The organism is Streptomyces sp. TBY4 (assembly GCF_024213195.1).
Lineage (GTDB): Bacteria > Actinomycetota > Actinomycetes > Streptomycetales > Streptomycetaceae > Streptomyces.
The window spans coordinates 164,569-179,760 of record NZ_JANAVF010000017.1; the positions used below are offsets into that span (position 1 = coordinate 164,569).

A 15,192-nucleotide genomic window follows, 5' to 3' on the forward strand; every position below is an offset into this window, starting at 1 on the left:
GTTCCCGGTGGGCCCGGCGTCAGCCGGTGGTGCGGGCTTTGGCGATGAGTCGTTCGGCGGTGCGGGTGCTGATGCCGTACAGGGTGGCGAGGGAGCTGGCGGTGACGGCCGGCCCGTCGCCGGTGTGGGCGGCGGTGAGCGCGGCGGCGACCTCGGGGACGCGGGGGTCGGGGGGTGTGCGGCGTGGTGCGCGGTCCGTGGCGCCGGGCGTGCGGCCTTTGTACTGCGCGGGCCGGACCGCGCGGGCCTCGGCGGCCTCCCGGGTCCACCACCACCGCCCGTGCAGCTCGATGCCCGGGGGGATCCGTCCGGCGGTGACGTCCAGGTGGATGGTCTTGGTGCAACTGGAAACAGGCACACAACAAGTCCCACAAGCAGGTTCGCTCCCGCGTCGAGCACGCCTTCGCCCGGATGAAGACCTGGAAGATCCTGCGCGACTGCCGCCTGAGAGGCGATGGAGTGCATCACGCGATGCACGGCATCGCCCGCCTGTACAACCTCACCCTCACCGGATAGCCCCACCATGCAGGGGAGCGGGGTCACGGGCGGGGCCGGCCTCACTCGAATGGCATCGCACGGTAGCGGTCAATGAAGTTGGCACTCCCAGGGCTCGATGTCCGGCTCCCCTTTAGGCAGCTTCCCAGTGCAGTATCGGTAGAGCCAGGCTGCAGCCCGGCGCTCCGCATACTTCTCATTGACCGGTTCGCCCTGATCATCCAGTTCGAGGACGTTGGTGAAGATCGCGACGCAGATCTCCATCTGGGAGGGCGACTCGCGCAGCTCTTCCCAGTAGTCGATTCCTTCGAGCATCGGATGGCCCACCGACCCTCGAGCAAGCCATCCGGCGAAGCGCCGCAGTGCTCCCGAAGCGCCATGACTGAGATGCGAAGACATGCGAAGAATCTAGCCCCAACCTTCCCGGACTGGTCCTTAGCCTCCCGCCTCACGAGGGCGCCGAGCTCTAGGGAGTAGCGCGGATGATTACGGGACAGCCTTAAGGCGGCTTCCCGCGGGTGGTAGGTGTTCGGAGGCCGTGCGCTGACTGACATGGAAGTGGTGTTCGGGGCTGTGGCGCTGACACAAGGCGGTGTTTTGCCCGAATGGGCGCTGCCAGGCGGCGGCGCTTCGCAACGAGCTCCGGATCCCGGACCGTGGGCGGGTGGTGCTCACTCCCGAGCGGGAGGAAGCGCACGCCGAGTCCCGGGCCGCCGAGGCGGACCGGGACGAGACGGGGAAGGCGTGGCGTGATGCGCAGCGCCGTGATGCCGACTAGCCGGTACTGAGCCGGAACAGCAGCGGGGGTCGCCACCATCCGGTGGCGGCCCCCGCTGCGCACCGTGCTGGTACGGGGCCCGTGAAACGGGGTCACCTCCCGGGCGGGTGCTTGTCGCCGGCGGGGAGGTCTTCAGGGGCGGGTGGAGCGGGGTCGACGGTGATGCATCCCGGTGCTCGGCGGGGGTGGGTGGGGCGGACGGCGCCGGACACCCCGACGATCTGCGGCCCCTGCGGGCCCCTCCCGCTGGGTGGGGGTCTGAGGGATGCTCAGCGGGGCGTGAGTGGTCGGCTACTCAGCCTCCACCGTCCACATGCGGCCTGTGAAGATATCCTCGTCAGGTCGAAGCTGGACGGTTCCTTTGTCCACCCAGCCGTCCAGCATGCGGGCTGGGTCCACGACTTCTCCTGTTCCGAGACAGCGGAAGGATCTTGCTTCATCCTCTTCTTGCTGGAACCACCTTGTACCGGTGAACGGGGGCTCGGTGGTGGTAGAGAGTTTCACCTCGCCGTTGAAGATGTTCCCGTCGAGGTACCGCGGCTCGTCAAACACGAATGGGAAGAGGATGTCGAACGCGTCCCACCCTTCCATGCAGGTGAGCGAGTACTGGCCGGCAACGCCGAGGCTGCGTCTCAGCCATAGTGTGCCTGGAGCGGTTGAGCTCCTCAGAGAGACGGTTCCGCTGTCTCCACTGAATGGATCACCGCTTAGGTAACGCTTTCCGTTCCCGCCACCACGACACTTCAGGCGGACGAAATCGCCCATGGCTACCCCCAGAGTGGGTTGGTTGGCCAGCAGGCCGCACCTGCCGACCTTTGTCCCCCCAACGTGCTCTTGTATCCAGCCTGGGCCGCTACGTACGTGCCTGCAACTTGCCCAGCAGCCCTGTTCCAGCCGCTGTACGCCCCCTGGTGCCTCCGGAGCGAAGAGCAGAGCCGGGGTCCGAGGTTCGGCGCACGGCGACCGTGCACACCCCTCAGCGCGCCGTTCTTCAGCGTCCGTGGAGGGTGTGGTGGAGGGCGGTGCGGAGGATGTGTCCGGTGGTGGTGATGTGGGTTGTGATCCGGGTGCGTTCGGTGTGCGCTTCGGGTGGTGGGGTGGTTCCGGTGGGCCAGGTGTCTTTCCAGGTTTCCAGGGCTTGGACGTGGGGTCGGTTGGTCCAGTAGACCCCGCGCTGGAGTGGGGTCCAGAGGGCTTCTGGGAGGCTGACGACGAGCCGGGCGGTGAGCCCGGTACCCGAGTGGGGTCCGATGCCTCCGAGGGTCTGTCCGGCCCTCTGGGCGCCTTCGGGGATCGGGTCCCACTCCCGCAGCAGGCCGCGGTGTTCGAGTTCGGTGCGGAGCGCGGGAGCAAGCGCGTGGAGCCGGCTGACGCGGTGCCGGCCGGTCTCGCGGAGCCGGTCGCGCTCGGCGCGGAGCCGCACGCGGGCCGCACGGAGTTCGGGCCCGCGCAGCGCGAGGAGGTTCGCGTCCTGTTCGGCGCCGGCCTGCCAGCAGGTCTCGGCGGTCTGCTGCTTCTGGACCAAGGCGTCGAGCCGGTCAAGGTCAGCGGGGGAGACCGCTACGACCATGAGGTGTGCCATGAGCCCATCCTCCCCTGGGAGATGGGGCCCAGAACCAGCCCACCCCTCGCCCTGATGATGTGCATCGGTCTGTCAGTGATTTTTCGGCGTTGATATGTCAGTGGTTCATCGGGTGATTTCCGCTGGTCAGTGGGTGTGTGGGGTGACTTTTGGTACTGACAGTTGGTGCCGATTTCGCGCTGACGTCTTTGACGTTTTGCCTGGTCAGTTTGGTGGAGATTGGTACTGCGCTTTCGGAGTCTGCGTGGGCCCGTGGCTGAGGTGTTGGGACTTCGAAGTGTGGCCTCAACCCTTGGGCCTCCGGGTGGCGTTCGGGTTGCTGCTCTGCCGTTGCGGATGGCGGGGAGGGGCTCGGGCCCGGATGGGGAATCGGGGTCTCGGAGCGTGGAAGCAGGTTGGTTGTGGCCTTCGGGGAGCAGGCTGGCGCCGGGCGGCCCTGGACGGCACCGGTCTCCTGCGCGCGCTCCGGTGGTATGGGGTGTCAGTGGGGTAGGCGGATGTGGATGCTGGTGGCGTGTTCGGTGAGGGTGGCGGCATCGCGGGCGGTGATGAGGGGATAGAGGGCGCTGGTCGGGGGACGGCTGGTGTCTTGATGGTGGTGGTGTGCTGCGGTGATGAGGGTGTGGGCCCAGGCGGGCAGGGCGTGGATCCGGCACCGGTGGTGGGTGTGGGGGTCGTGAACTTTGACGTGGGTTCCGTCGGGGTGGACGTCGGTGCCGCGGATCAGCGCGAGGCGGGCGGGGCCGGCTCCGGTGAGCAAGGTGGTGGTGAGGGCTGCGGCGTGGAGGGGGTGGGCGAGGGTGTGCAGGCGGTCGGCGAGCTCTGCGTGGCCGTCGCTTGCCGGTGTTCCGGGTCGAGCTAAGCGGGGGAGTGGTTCGACACCCTGGCAGGGGCTTCTTCTGGCCCGTGGCACGGCGAGGCCGGGCAGGGACTGCGGTGGGTCGAGCCAGGGGAAGGACATCCGTGGCGGTCGGCGGTCGGTGGTGGTGCCGGTGCCGGTCGGGGTGGTGAGGGTGCGGGTGGTGTGGTGGTCGATGCCTGCCAGAAGTTGGCGGAGGGTCGGGGTGGGGCGGGTGTGCCAGAGCAGGGTGAGGTGGATGCCGGTGTGTTCTCGCAGGTGAAGGAGTTGGCGTAGGCGGTGTTCGGTGAGCCGGTGGGCGCGGGTGACGGTCAGGCCGCTGATGTGGAGAGCAAGGATCCAGGCGCGGACCGCCATCCATGCGGGGGTGAGGGAGTCGGCCCAGGCGCCGTTGCCGGCTGGGGTGCCGAAGCAGGTTTTACCGAGTGCGTGGAGGACGTCCTGCGCCAGGGCGGCAGGCGCTGTGGTGGCGGGGGTGGGGTCCACGGTGATCCGTCCGGCCGCTGGCTGGTGCGAAGCCAGTGCCCGGGCGGTCGTGGCCGGGAGGTCGTCGGTGTCGATGACGATGGTGACGGGCGGTGCCCGAGCCGGTAGAGGGGTGGCCGCGGGACCGGCGCCAGGCACTACATGCCGCCGATTTTGCTGTAGACCCAGTGGATGAGGGGTTCGTCGACCTCGGTCAGGTTCTTCTTCCGCATTCCGTTGATGACGTGGGCGGTGATGCAGGCCCAGTTGCGGAAGCTGCCGTGGGCGGCCTGCTTGTCGACGGTCTCGATCAGTGCGGGTGTGGTGGTGGCCCAGACGGGGTGGAAGACGGGGATGGTCTGGAGGACTTCGGCGCGGGAGAGGCGGCTGAACTCCTGCCAGACATGGATGCGGGAGGCGAGCATCGGTTCGCGCCGCAGGACTTTGTAGCAGCCGTCGCCGCCAGCGAAGATCACCGCGATATCAGTGCGTTTGTCGTCCCACAGGTGTCGCCAGTACTCGAACGAGTTCTTCTTCATCCACTGCGCCTCGTCGCAGACCAGGATGCGGAACTCCTCGGAGAGGGCGTCTTTGAGGAGGTTGTCGAACTCGATGGGCCGGATGGGAGGTTCCCCCGGCAGGCCGAGTGCGTTGAACAGTCCGTGGCGGATGTCGCGGGGGGTGGGGCCGGCCCGTAGTTCCAGGCGGTGGGTGCGGTCGGGGGCCAGGAGCCGTAGGGCGGAGTTGACGGACATGGTCTTCCCGGATCCGGCGGGCCCGTACACGCACATCATGGCTTTGGCCTCGATGACGGTCTCGATGTTGTCCCGGGTGGTCAGGAGGGCTTCGGTGCCGACGAGTTGCGCGTCGGGCAGGGCCAGGAAATGGTCGGCGGTCTCGGGTGGCAGCACACCGTAGTCGAGGTCGATCATGGCGGGTCTGTCTCCTTGTGATCGTTGGCTGATGCGGCTTTCCTCGGGGGCGGGGGAACGGGGCGGGCCCAGGTGTCGGGTACTGGGGCGTGGGGGATGTAGTCGGGGCGGGCCAGTTCGCGCAGTCCACGCTGGTCGGCGGCTCGTAGTTCCGCGTCGGCTTCTTCGGCGGTGAGCGTGTTCAGCTGTTTGGGGACCTTGGCGGTGGTGACGGCCTCGAACCGCTTACGGCGTAGCTTCTCGGCGGCCTTGAGATCGGCCCGAAGGCGGCGGGCCGCACTGGTGCGGGCGGACTGGACGGCTGCGAACTGCTCGACGTCGGCGGTATCGGCGAGGAAGGCCCTGCCCAGGTGGCGTCCGCTGGCCGGGTCGAACACTTCGATCTCTTCGTCGTGGTGCGGCAGCCGGCGCACGGTGACCGGGTCGCCCGCGCAGCCGACCATCCAGTCGGCGATGTAGTCGCGGCGCCGAAACCGAACGCCGCTGGTCGAGATCATCCGGATGCGGCCGTCGCCTTCCAGCCCGAAGCCGATCAGCGCTTCCCTGGGTACGTCGGTGATCGGGGTGGGGTCGGCCTGCCATGACTGCAGGGGAGTGCGGCCTCCCAGGGCGGGGGAGAGGTGGGCGGTGTTCCACCAGTGCACCCACTCGAGCAGCTTGGTGATGAACGCGTCGAATGGCAACGCCGGGGCGTCCGGGTCTGCCAGCCGGCCACCCGGCAGGCGCTGACGGTGCCGGTAGCGGGGAAGGGTGACCAGGAACATCTTCTCGACAGAGTCGTTGAGCGCCTCGATGCTGCCCTTCAGATACGGCGTCCAGGCCGGAAGATCCACCACCGGCACCGCGAACGTCCCCAGCGCACCGGTCACCGCCTCACACAGGAACTCCTTGCCCCGGTCGATCCGCACCTGCCCCGGCAGTCCGCCCACCGGGCCGAACACCGCCTCGTCACGGACCAGAGCAACACGCAGCGCCGCGAGTACACCGTCCCTGCTGGGAGCATGCGCGGTAACGGAAGCCCCGGTGATCACATTGTGTGCGCAGTCGATGAACCAGGTCACCCACGGAGTGACCAGTTCTCCTTCCAGGTCCACCTCGACGGCCAGGTGCTTGTGATCGCCCTCCCATGCCGCGTTGCGATGGGACGGCGGCCGCTTGCCGAACACGTCGTGGGCGCGCCTGGCCACTTCACCCGACCGGAGCCCGGCACGCTCCCCACGGGTCAGATCCCGCCGCAGTGCACGGTGCAGCGTCGACAAAGACGGAACCGACCCGGGACCCTGCCCCTCCGCGGCCCGCCGCGCCAACTCCTCGTGCAGACGCGAAGCGTTCCCGCCGTAGAAGGCCAGCAGACGCCGGACCTCCGCCGTCACCACGAACTGCGCCACTGCTTTGCGCTCCGCCCGGCCCTCACTGCGGGCCGCCGACAGCCACCGCCACACCGTCCGCTCACTGCGCCCCACCGACACCGCCACCAAACGCACGTGCTCGGCCGTCAGCTCACCCCGCCCGTCCAACTCCAACAACCGCGGCACCGCCGCGGCTCGCCCCAAGGCTGGCGAGAACACCCCGCCTCTTGCCTCTCGGGCCTCCTCCGCTTCCTCGTCACGCACTACACCGTCATCCCAGACCGAGGACTCCAACAACCCCTATATGCCGATAACAGGAAGATCCAGGTGTTCGCCCTGGAATAATGCCTTTCCTCTTGCAGCGTGTCGCCCGGTTGTCGCTGCAGCGGTCTCCGGATCCGAAGGCCTGGCTCGGCGCTCGACTGGGCCCCTATCAGCGGGTCCTGTTCATGCCTGGCTCGGTGAGCTGCGCTTGGTCGAGCGGTCTTTGGCCCTGGTTCTGTTTCGTGATCCGCATCCCGGTCCGGTGCTCGCCGCCTTCTGTGAACGGATGCGTATTCGGCCCGAATCGCTCTCTCCCAGTGCTTGCGATAAGCGCTCTGGCGCTTCTACCGGGACCACCAAGATCTTCTGAGCGCGCGCAGGTGTTCCCGGACGGCAGCGATGTAGGCGGTCTCCAGCGTCTGCAGCGTGCTGAGGTCGATCTGCGCCGGCGGGATGTTCATGGCCGTGTCGCTCTCGATGGGAGACACTTCCCACGCTGCGCGCATGGCCGCTCCGGCCGTCTTACGCAGCTCCTGGACGAGCTCCGCGTAAGCAGCGCCCACTACTTCGGACTCGATCTTCGTCCACGCAAGGTGGTAGGAGAGGTTGCCCTGGATCTCCCGCAACGTCTCCGACAGCCGCACGCGTTCCTCGGCTGCGGCGTCGAACCGGCGCCGCCTGATTGCGTAGGGCATCTCCTTGTAGGCGCTGTGGGCGGCGAAGGCCTCAGCGAAGGCGGTCCTGAGCCTGCTGATCTCCTCCTCCCGGCTCTTTCGCCGTGCCAGCCATATGTTGATGGCCGCCGTGAGCATGGCGGCGAGGAACACCCCGGACACCACGGCCGGCAACACCGAGGTGGCATCAGCCGTGGCAGGGGCTGCGGGGGGAGCTGAAGGAACCACGGTGGCCGTCGACACCACCGGAACTGGCAGGGAAGGGGCCGCAGGTGTCGCGGAAGGCACCGCAGCGGTCGCCGATCCTGAGGGAGTCGGCGGCGCAAGTGCCGTCTGCACGGACGTCATGACGACCTCCAAGCCGATACCGGGCACGCCGTTCACGTGCCGTGGGGAGCTTCCTGGCCGGGCCACTCGCCCGTGCCGCGCCACCATTGTTCACGCAGTAGATGGGCCACCACATGCCCCAACAAGGCCTCCGGCCCGTCTTTGCGGATCCAGCGCTGCTCAGGCGCATCGTACGGGTACCACATGCACAGAGCGCCATCGGAATAGCGGTGAGGCGACTTGGACGGCCCGTCGGTGTACACGTGCGGCACGTCGGGGGCCGCTGGGCCGAAAACGATCGAGACCGTCTGCTCGACGACGTCCGCGACCCGCAGCTGGACGGCCAGGGCGAAGCCACCGCGGAAGCGGCGCGGAGGCGGGATGACCCTGACCGCCTGGCCGCAGGCGGCCAGGCGGCGCTGGAAGGCGATGCGGGCCGCCGGCCTGGCGAACCAGGCCGGCGCACGCCAGGCAGGACGGCGTCTCACGCGTGATGCCCGGCGCCGTAAGCCCGGGTGGGCCGTACATCGGCCGCCGGCCCGCGCAGCCCCAGCGCCACCGTCGTGACAGGGGCGTACTGCCGCAGCGCCGCGATCTTGCCCGCGAAGCTGTCGGACACAGGGGCCTGCACATACCGGTAGAACACCCCCGACAGTGCCGACAGCACCGCCTCGCGGTCATCGTCGACCGCCAGAGCCTCAGCCACGCCGTCCGCCGCCCCGCGCAGCCGCCGGGCCGCAGTCTCGCGCCCCACCAGCAGCTTCACGTTCGGCGACACCCCCAGCGGGTCCTTGGTCGCCGTCCCGGCCTCCACCCGGGCCGCAGCCCTGTTCAGCACCGCGCTCAGCGCCTTCGCCACGCCCATCCCCGGCTCGATGAACTCCCACGCCCAGACCGTCAGGTTGTGCGAGGAGAAGCCCGGCTGGGAGTACTGCTTGTTCCACGCCTTCAGCAGGCGCACCACCCTGCGGCGGGTACGGCGCTGGGACTGCGTCCCGCCGGTGAAGAGCTCGACGTGCCCCTCCGGGTCGGACGCCTCCCACCGGTCGGTCTCCAGGTTCGGGATCCACAGCCCACCCCCCTCCTTCCGGGTGAGGGCCACGACCAGGTCCACCGTCGGGTCCTGGCCGTCGACGGGTTCCCCGAAGGTGATTTTCGGGCCGCGCTTGGAGGTGCCGCAGCGGGCCTTCGGGTACACCTCGCGCACCGCGGGGCCGAGCAGCGCGCACAGCTCGGTGGTGATCGCGGTCGGCGTCTCGCCGCCCCCGTCCGGCCCGAGCCGCGGATACACGCGCCGGTCCAGGACGACTCCGCCGTCACCGTCGCCGACCGGGTGGATGAAGGTGTGCTGGGGCAGCGAACCACTGCGGTAGGTCCGCAGGGCGCCCGTGAAGCCGATCGCGCTCGCGCTGACCAGGTCCAGCCGCGTACGTGCCTGCGCCAGCGGCTCAGGGTGAGCATCGATCTGGCTGCGGATGTCGCTGAGGATGTCCTCGGTGTATCCCATGAAGATGTGTCCGTTCAGGTGAGGGGCGCTAAGCGCCGCACATCGCCCGGGACGTTCCCCGGGCGGAGCCGTCACTCGGCGGCTCACCCTCCTCTGACGTCACACCGTCGAGATCGTCCGGGCTGCCCTCTCCCTCTCTGAGATCAGATCAGGAACAGTCGCGGCAGACCGTGTTCGCACCCTCGAACCGGGACGGGGCCAGGACCATGAAGCACTCCTTGCAAGCACGGTCGCTCCGCCTCCTGGCGGCCGTGCAGCCACAGTGCCCCTGCCCGCATGAAGGATCCCCGCACTCTGCACATCCCTGCTCGGTGATCTTGAACGACTCCCCGCACGTCTCGCACTCCCACCAGGAACCGAACCGGGAGCTCCCGGTCCGTGGTCGCGGCGCTGTGAAGGCACGCCAGGCCACGTTGTCCTCGGCGAGCACCGCGATCAGATAGTCCTCGTCACACCAGGCCGCCTGCCCGTACAGCAGATCGCTCTGATGGCCGGACCGGTAGAGCACGAACGTCTTGTCGCGCTCCACCGTGGCGCGGGTCCCCAAGGCCGCAGCCAGGAGCGGGGTACCCGACTGGTCGGAGCCACGGGCCGGCGGAATCATGCCGTGAGCCGCAGCGAACAGCACATGGCCCGCGGCGTCGAACAGGACGACCGCGCCCCCACCGGCCAGGTACTGCGCCGCACGCACACAGCACGCTTCGCGTGAGGCCCGAGAGGCGCGGAACATGGCGACCACATCGTCGGCGCAGGGCCCGCGGCGGCGTACGTCCGCGCCAAACTGCGCATCCGGCACGAGGATGCGCGCGGCGAAGGCGTCACATGCGGCTTCCTCGAACGCTTCGGAGTCCTCCCAGTCGAACAGGAGCTGCCCCAGCTCGGGGTCGGTCTGCTGGAGATGGTGGCCCAGCTCGTGCAGGCCAGTGAATCCACGGCGCCGATGTGATCGGGCCGCCCCGACCACCAGCGTGGGGGGATCGGTCTGCGACCGGTAGCTGCCGGCGACCGAGCACCGGCCACCGTCGTCCGACGCGGCCTCCAGCGACACTTGGACGTCCGTCCAGCGGCCCAGCTCGGTCAGCGGATCAGCGCGCAGCGCTTCAATGGCGCCGGGGTGCAGTCGCTCAAGAGCCGAGATCATCGCCTCCGCCTGGCGCGGAGCCTCCTGGTCGAACCGGCGCCGTGTCATGTGCCGCCCTTTGTAGTGTCTTCGCCGCCGAGGAACTGCTGTAGACGGGCGTCCCAGTCGGCCGCGCCACCGCCTGTTTCGCGAGCTGCCAGGGCGAAGGCGCCGTAGCTGCCCCAAAGACGTGCCTGGGCTTCGCTGATCTCCAGTTGCCGGGCGCGGCGTACCCATACCGAGCGCCACCGCGGGTGCTCCATGGCCTGGACGAGGTCGGCGGGCAGGGGGCGGACCGTCTGGGCGATCTGCTCTGCGCTCAGCCCGGTTGCCGAGGCGATGGCACCGATCCGGTCGGCAGGCAGCGGGGCCTTGCCGCGAAGCAGTTTCATGACCTCGGGCTGCGGCATCTCCAAGGCAGAGCACAGCGTCCTCAAGTCCAACCGGTCGCCGAGCAGCGACGCCAAGGTCTCGGGAGGCCGTCCGCTCTCCTGAACCGGAAGACCGGGAGCATGTTGCAGATGCTCCAGATCATCAGCGAGGCCGGCTCGCGTCTCGGCGTCGGGTTCCAGGGCGGAACGGATCATCTGTCCCTGGCGTACCCCTGCCGCGGCCGGCGCCGACCGGCCCTGAGCCCGAGCCGCCGCACACCCCACGATGTCCTCGTCCCAGGCATCGACCACGCGCTCCAGCACGCGCATGGGGACACAGGAGAGCAGCCCTGCCCACACGGTGGCCTCGACGCCGAACGCGGTACGTGCCCCGTCGACCACCACGCTGGTCTCATCCTCACCGGGCGGGTCGATCGTGACAGGGACGGCGTTCACCTCACGGGCCTGCACATCCAGGATCAGCACAAGCACGCTGACCTTGTCCCAGCGTGCCCGCCACACCTGACCAGCCTTGATCTCCGCCTGAGCCGGATCACCGAAGCGCTCTCTCAGCCCTGCCTCCGACAGAGCACGCGGCCCACGCATCTGCTGGGCCAGGTCCAGGAACCGCTGCGGCACTTTCGAGTCACTCATGGTGTCCTCCCGCATCCATCGACTGAGCAGGCCTCCACCCTCGACTGACGTCATACCGGCCAGGACGTCCGGCCCAGGCTCCACTCATCGTGCCTGCGCCGCTTCGCTGCACAGCCGGATCACCTCCGACCCCACCGAACGTACTTGGTCTCCGTCTCCGTTCCCGACGAGCTGCTGCAGTTTCTCCTTCAGACGTGTTCTGTGCTGATAGGCCTGGGTCCGGCCGCAGCCCAACAACGCCTGGAGCTCGCTCAGGCTCTCCAGATAAGTGACCATGCCCCGCTCCTGAGGGCTGAGCATGGCCACGATCTGTGCCGCGGCAGACGCCGCACCGGCCTCGTCGTCGCGAGCAAGCACGATCTCCTCCGGGGAGGCGTGCGTACTGACGGTGATCTGCGATCCCGCATCGTCGGGGAGCGGGAGGACTCTCGGATCCAGCGCCACAGGAAAGCGAGCGATGAACACCTCGACGAACTGCGCGACCTCCATCGATCCGGTGGCGGTTGACAAAACCGCACGGATCACAGCTTCCAGCGACTTCCTGTCAGCGAGAGGGGCACGACGCGTTTCACTGGTCCACTTCGGAATCTTGATGTTCGGCACGGCGTACGCGGCTTCGACGAGCAGGTCGGGGGGACCGGACCAGGGCTGCACCGTGGTGCCGGACAAGCGCCACCTACCGGCCCCCGCCTCGCCAGGCGGCACCACCTCGAAGGCACTGCAGTCCGTCAGCACCTCTTCCAGCGAGCGCCTGACCGAACCGAGCGCAGTCTTGCGTGCCTGGTCGATCAACCAGCGCCGGATCGACGTCCGCAGCAATCGTCCGACACTGCCATCGTCGGTGGCCAGAGCCAGGAGATTGGCGGTGACCGCCTGGAGGCGATCTGCCAGGAACTCACTCAGCAGATCCTCCTCATCGGCCTGCTGCCAGCCGGCCAGCGGAGCTAGAACGGGAAAGCGCTGCACTTCCTGCCGCACCAGCGTCCCTGTCAGAGTCAGACACGCGGGGCCGAAACACCCGAGTTCGTGCAGTTCGTCGAATACGGAAATAGCCGGTACCTCCCCTCGATGGGCGAACCGTACGCCAAGGAGCCCTTCCGGCACAGGAACTTGCCCATTCCAGCTCGCACCGCGACCGCACACCCGCTGAGGTGGCGACCGCGGTGTTCACCACTGCGTCCTGCACCCAGCTGCGCACCGTCCACATCCACGATCTGGGCCCGGGTGCCTCCGCCATCACGCTCCACGACAACGGGCTTCGCCAAGGCTGCATGACCCATCAGGTCCAGTTGTGGGCCCGTCCATTGCTGCTTGCGGCCCGCCGCGTCTGGGACATCGCCACCGGCACCAGGCGTCCCCTCTTCACCGACCCGCTGGGCAGCACCGGCCTGCCGTTCCCGACCACCTTCGCCGAAAGCTCCGCCCACCCCAACCACCCAGACCTGCGCCACGTAAGCGGAGAGCCTGCACAGCGCCGCGCCGGAAGCAGCAGCACAAGACCATTTGGCCGGCGTGCACCGTCCACTACGGACTGGCCTGGGCGATGAGTGAACCCGACCTGATGCGGCTCTTCCCGTACCCACCTCCCCACACCCGCAAGACCATCGCGAGGAGGAAGAAGGGGTGGCTGCCGCCGGACTACGGACTGCGCGAGCGACGTTCCAGCCGGACAGGGCGCTGCGGATCCTCAACTGCGCAGATTCATCGGTCTTCGACATGCGACGAAGGCTTCTGAGATTCGGATGGGGGCCTGTTCTCCAGACTCGATCCAGGCTTCAGAATGAATCAAACTCTTGAGGCTGGCATGATCGGGTCATGCTGCGTGTTGTTGAGTTCTTTGTGGCTCCGGATGATGGGGCGGTCGCTGGCGTGGGGCCGAGGCGTCGTGGTCATGGGTTTCCGGCGTTCGGGTGTGCGGATTTCTTTCCCGATGATGCGGTGGAGGACTGGGAGGTTCTCCTCGTCGGGGGTGTGGCATCGGACCCGCGTGTTGTGGTGCCGATGAGGAATGACGGTTTCATGGTGTTCGAGCTCCCCGGGAGACTGTGTTCGGCGCTGGCGGCGGCGAGTAGGAGCCGGCTTGTTGAGGTTGCGGCCGAGTGGGTCGAGCTTGCCGAGGCGAAGGACGGGGCGCCAGCAGAGGTGGCGGTTGAGATCCTCACAGAGGTGGCCGATCTGGCTCGTACCGCAGGAGATCTGGGCCAGCCCCTGTACTGCTGGTACTTCGCGCCTTGAGCCGGGAGTCTGTGATGACCGAGTTTCTTGAGAACCCGTGGACTCCTGCGCATCAGGCGGTGGAGTCGGGTGACCATGCGGAGCTGACCCGCCTCCTTGACGCGGGTGGGGACCCGGAAGAGGTCTGCTGCGGGATGACCCTCCTGCTCCACGCGATTGATGTGGAAGGGGACGGGGCACTCCAGTCCGGCGGGCCGCTCGACTCTTCGCTCACTGCGATCTTGCTCGCCTACGGGGCCGACCCCACCGCAACACCTGATGGTGAGACTCCGCGAGAGTTGGCGAGCTCCTACAACCACGACATGGCAGTCAGGCTCCTGGATCGGCACACAGCAGCCCTCACGGCCCCTGCTGCCAGCCCGCGGAGCGGGCTGTTGTCCTGGAGGCGGAGCCGGAAGGACTGAGGGTAGGAGCGAAGCGGACACCCTACGGGACCCTGTGAGCTCCTCCTTGGGGAGGAGTGTGGTCTTTGGTTGCGCCTGTTTGGATTGCAGCTGGAGGGCTGAGTCCGACGGGGGTGGCGCGTGATGGGTTTCTTGCTGGAGCTCGTTTTTGGCGGTCTGCTGACGTGGGGTCATGAGAAGCGCCAGGCCAGGAGGAAGGCTCGGAGTTTCGGGGAAGGGGCGGAGGTGGGTTTCGTTGCCTGCGTCCTTGGTGACCGCCCGTACTGCCAGGATGAGGCGTTGGTTTTCCTCTGGGCTACGGGTTCTACGCTTCATGTCACGCCGACGGAGTTCAGGGACCTTCACCGAAGCGCACTTCCTGCAGCGCGGTTGGAGTTGGTTCGGGTCCGGTCGAGAGGCCGTACGGATTCCCGGTTGGTGCAGTACGGCTGGCAGGTGGCCGAGTGCCGCGACGGTGATGCTGTGGTGCTGGTCGGGTGTGCTCCGGATTCGATGCCGTATCTGACAGCCAGTCTGAACGCGCAGGGAGTCAGCTAGCGAGATCGTGGCACGGGAGCGAAGGCGGAGGCCCGTACCCCGTCAAACGGCGTCACCTCCCGGGCGGAGCGGGACGGGGCTAGCGGTAGACCTGGTGGCGTCGAGGCGGGACTGGAGCGATCATCACCCTGGAGGGGCTGATGGAGACGAAGGGTGTGTGGCCGGAGCTGGTGGGGAAGTCGGCGGAGGAGGCCCGTGAGCAGATCGGGGCGGAGTTCCCGGAGATCACGGTGCATGTGGTGCCTGAGGGCAGCATGGTGACGATGGACTTTAACGAGCAGCGGGTGAGGCTCTTCGTGAAGGACGGCAAGGTGGTCCGGGAACCCAGGCGTGGATAGTCTTTGCTGCCAGCTTGGGCCTGCGGAGCAGGCCTGGGGCCCTGGAGGCGGAGCCAGAAGGGCTCTGGGGTGGGGAGCGGACCAACCCAACGGGCCGTAAGCCCGGGCCCCGTGAAACGGGGTCACCTCCCGCGCGGAGCGTGGGAGCTCTGGAGCCTGCGGAGCAGGCCCGCTCTGGTGGAGCGCAGCGGAACCAGAGCCATTCCGGAGCGAAGCGAAGGCCCCCGGCCGAAGGCCGGCCATGGCTCGGAGCGAAGCGCAGAGCCCGGCCGAGCGAAGCGAAGGCAGTTCATTGCCCTGG

The 15,192-nt window shown here is 68.1% G+C and carries 15 protein-coding genes and 1 pseudogene; 3 read left to right on the forward strand and 13 right to left on the reverse strand.

Going from position 1 to position 15,192, the window contains the following annotated elements:
- Window positions 1-19: 19 nt before the first annotated feature.
- Entirely contained in the window at window positions 20-358 is a 339-nt protein-coding gene (locus NLX94_RS31570) for a hypothetical protein (RefSeq protein WP_254386547.1), read from the reverse strand.
- On the opposite strand from NLX94_RS31570, the pseudogene NLX94_RS31575 reads away from it, so the two are divergent.
- Window positions 343-516 (forward strand): annotated as a pseudogene (locus NLX94_RS31575) (transposase); the annotation flags it as partial. The gene NLX94_RS31570 and the pseudogene NLX94_RS31575 sit on opposite strands and share 16 nt — an antisense overlap.
- Before the next feature lie 69 nt (window positions 517-585).
- Here NLX94_RS31575 and NLX94_RS31580 read toward each other — a convergent pair.
- The 12 genes from NLX94_RS31580 to NLX94_RS31635 all read right to left on the reverse strand — a co-directional run bounded on the left by NLX94_RS31580 (window position 586) and on the right by NLX94_RS31635 (window position 12,355).
- Complete coding sequence (locus tag NLX94_RS31580; protein ID WP_254386548.1) at window positions 586-894, reverse strand: hypothetical protein; 309 nt, start codon at window positions 892-894, stop codon at window positions 586-588.
- Between the two features lie 670 nt (window positions 895-1,564).
- On the reverse strand, window positions 1,565-2,038 hold the full coding sequence (locus NLX94_RS31585; RefSeq protein WP_254386549.1) for a hypothetical protein: 474 nt from the start codon (window positions 2,036-2,038) through the stop codon (window positions 1,565-1,567).
- Window positions 2,039-2,264: 226 nt separating this feature from the next.
- Window positions 2,265-2,855, reverse strand: coding sequence for a hypothetical protein (locus NLX94_RS31590; RefSeq protein WP_254386550.1), 591 nt, complete (start codon window positions 2,853-2,855; stop codon window positions 2,265-2,267).
- A gap of 481 nt (window positions 2,856-3,336) precedes the next feature.
- The gene (locus NLX94_RS31595) at window positions 3,337-4,200 is read right to left on the reverse strand and encodes a hypothetical protein (RefSeq protein ID WP_254386551.1); all 864 of its coding nucleotides are present in this window, start codon (window positions 4,198-4,200) and stop codon (window positions 3,337-3,339) included.
- Window positions 4,201-4,337: 137 nt separating this feature from the next.
- Window positions 4,338-5,111 carry an ATP-binding protein gene (locus NLX94_RS31600; protein ID WP_254386552.1) on the reverse strand — a complete coding sequence of 258 codons (774 nt, stop codon included), beginning with the start codon at window positions 5,109-5,111 and terminating at the stop codon, window positions 4,338-4,340.
- Window positions 5,108-6,646, reverse strand: coding sequence for a Mu transposase C-terminal domain-containing protein (locus NLX94_RS31605; RefSeq protein WP_374684052.1), 1,539 nt, complete (start codon window positions 6,644-6,646; stop codon window positions 5,108-5,110). The genes NLX94_RS31600 and NLX94_RS31605 overlap by 4 nt, the downstream gene beginning before the upstream one ends.
- 422 nt (window positions 6,647-7,068) lie before the next feature.
- Window positions 7,069-7,575, reverse strand: coding sequence for a hypothetical protein (locus NLX94_RS31610; RefSeq protein ID WP_254386554.1), 507 nt, complete (start codon window positions 7,573-7,575; stop codon window positions 7,069-7,071).
- Between the two features lie 203 nt (window positions 7,576-7,778).
- A complete protein-coding gene (locus NLX94_RS31615) occupies window positions 7,779-8,213 on the reverse strand; it encodes a hypothetical protein (protein WP_254386555.1) in 435 nt (144 codons plus the stop codon).
- Window positions 8,210-9,232 carry a hypothetical protein gene (locus tag NLX94_RS31620; protein ID WP_254386556.1) on the reverse strand — a complete coding sequence of 341 codons (1,023 nt, stop codon included), beginning with the start codon at window positions 9,230-9,232 and terminating at the stop codon, window positions 8,210-8,212. Before NLX94_RS31620 ends, NLX94_RS31615 begins: the two co-directional genes overlap by 4 nt.
- A 148-nt stretch (window positions 9,233-9,380) precedes the next feature.
- Window positions 9,381-10,421: an ImmA/IrrE family metallo-endopeptidase gene (locus NLX94_RS31625; protein ID WP_254386557.1), complete on the reverse strand. Its 1,041-nt coding sequence runs from the start codon at window positions 10,419-10,421 to the stop codon at window positions 9,381-9,383.
- Window positions 10,418-11,377 carry a hypothetical protein gene (locus NLX94_RS31630; protein WP_254386558.1) on the reverse strand — a complete coding sequence of 320 codons (960 nt, stop codon included), beginning with the start codon at window positions 11,375-11,377 and terminating at the stop codon, window positions 10,418-10,420. Before NLX94_RS31630 ends, NLX94_RS31625 begins: the two co-directional genes overlap by 4 nt.
- A gap of 84 nt (window positions 11,378-11,461) precedes the next feature.
- Window positions 11,462-12,355: a hypothetical protein gene (locus NLX94_RS31635; RefSeq protein WP_254386559.1), complete on the reverse strand. Its 894-nt coding sequence runs from the start codon at window positions 12,353-12,355 to the stop codon at window positions 11,462-11,464.
- An 837-nt stretch (window positions 12,356-13,192) separates the two neighbouring features.
- Here NLX94_RS31635 and NLX94_RS31640 point away from each other — a divergent pair.
- The gene (locus NLX94_RS31640) at window positions 13,193-13,612 is read left to right on the forward strand and encodes a hypothetical protein (RefSeq protein ID WP_254386560.1); all 420 of its coding nucleotides are present in this window, start codon (window positions 13,193-13,195) and stop codon (window positions 13,610-13,612) included.
- Between the two features lie 1,081 nt (window positions 13,613-14,693).
- The gene (locus NLX94_RS31650; protein ID WP_254386562.1) at window positions 14,694-14,891 is read left to right on the forward strand and encodes a serine protease inhibitor; all 198 of its coding nucleotides are present in this window, start codon (window positions 14,694-14,696) and stop codon (window positions 14,889-14,891) included.
- Window positions 14,892-15,192: the final 301 nt, after the last annotated feature.

Bases quoted from the DNA above. Each gene is read 5' to 3' on its own strand.
- NLX94_RS31640 (WP_254386560.1), top strand. From the start codon at position 13,193: ATGCTGCGTGTTGTTGAGTTCTTTGTGGCTCCGGATGATGGGGCGGTC.
- NLX94_RS31650 (WP_254386562.1), top strand. From the start codon at position 14,694: ATGGAGACGAAGGGTGTGTGGCCGGAGCTGGTGGGGAAGTCGGCGGAG.
- NLX94_RS31590 (WP_254386550.1), bottom strand. From the start codon at position 2,855: ATGGCACACCTCATGGTCGTAGCGGTCTCCCCCGCTGACCTTGACCGG.
- NLX94_RS31585 (WP_254386549.1), bottom strand. From the start codon at position 2,038: ATGGGCGATTTCGTCCGCCTGAAGTGTCGTGGTGGCGGGAACGGAAAG.
- NLX94_RS31600 (WP_254386552.1), bottom strand. From the start codon at position 5,111: ATGATCGACCTCGACTACGGTGTGCTGCCACCCGAGACCGCCGACCAT.
- NLX94_RS31630 (WP_254386558.1), bottom strand. From the start codon at position 11,377: ATGAGTGACTCGAAAGTGCCGCAGCGGTTCCTGGACCTGGCCCAGCAG.
- NLX94_RS31625 (WP_254386557.1), bottom strand. From the start codon at position 10,421: ATGACACGGCGCCGGTTCGACCAGGAGGCTCCGCGCCAGGCGGAGGCG.
- NLX94_RS31620 (WP_254386556.1), bottom strand. From the start codon at position 9,232: ATGGGATACACCGAGGACATCCTCAGCGACATCCGCAGCCAGATCGAT.
- NLX94_RS31580 (WP_254386548.1), bottom strand. From the start codon at position 894: ATGTCTTCGCATCTCAGTCATGGCGCTTCGGGAGCACTGCGGCGCTTC.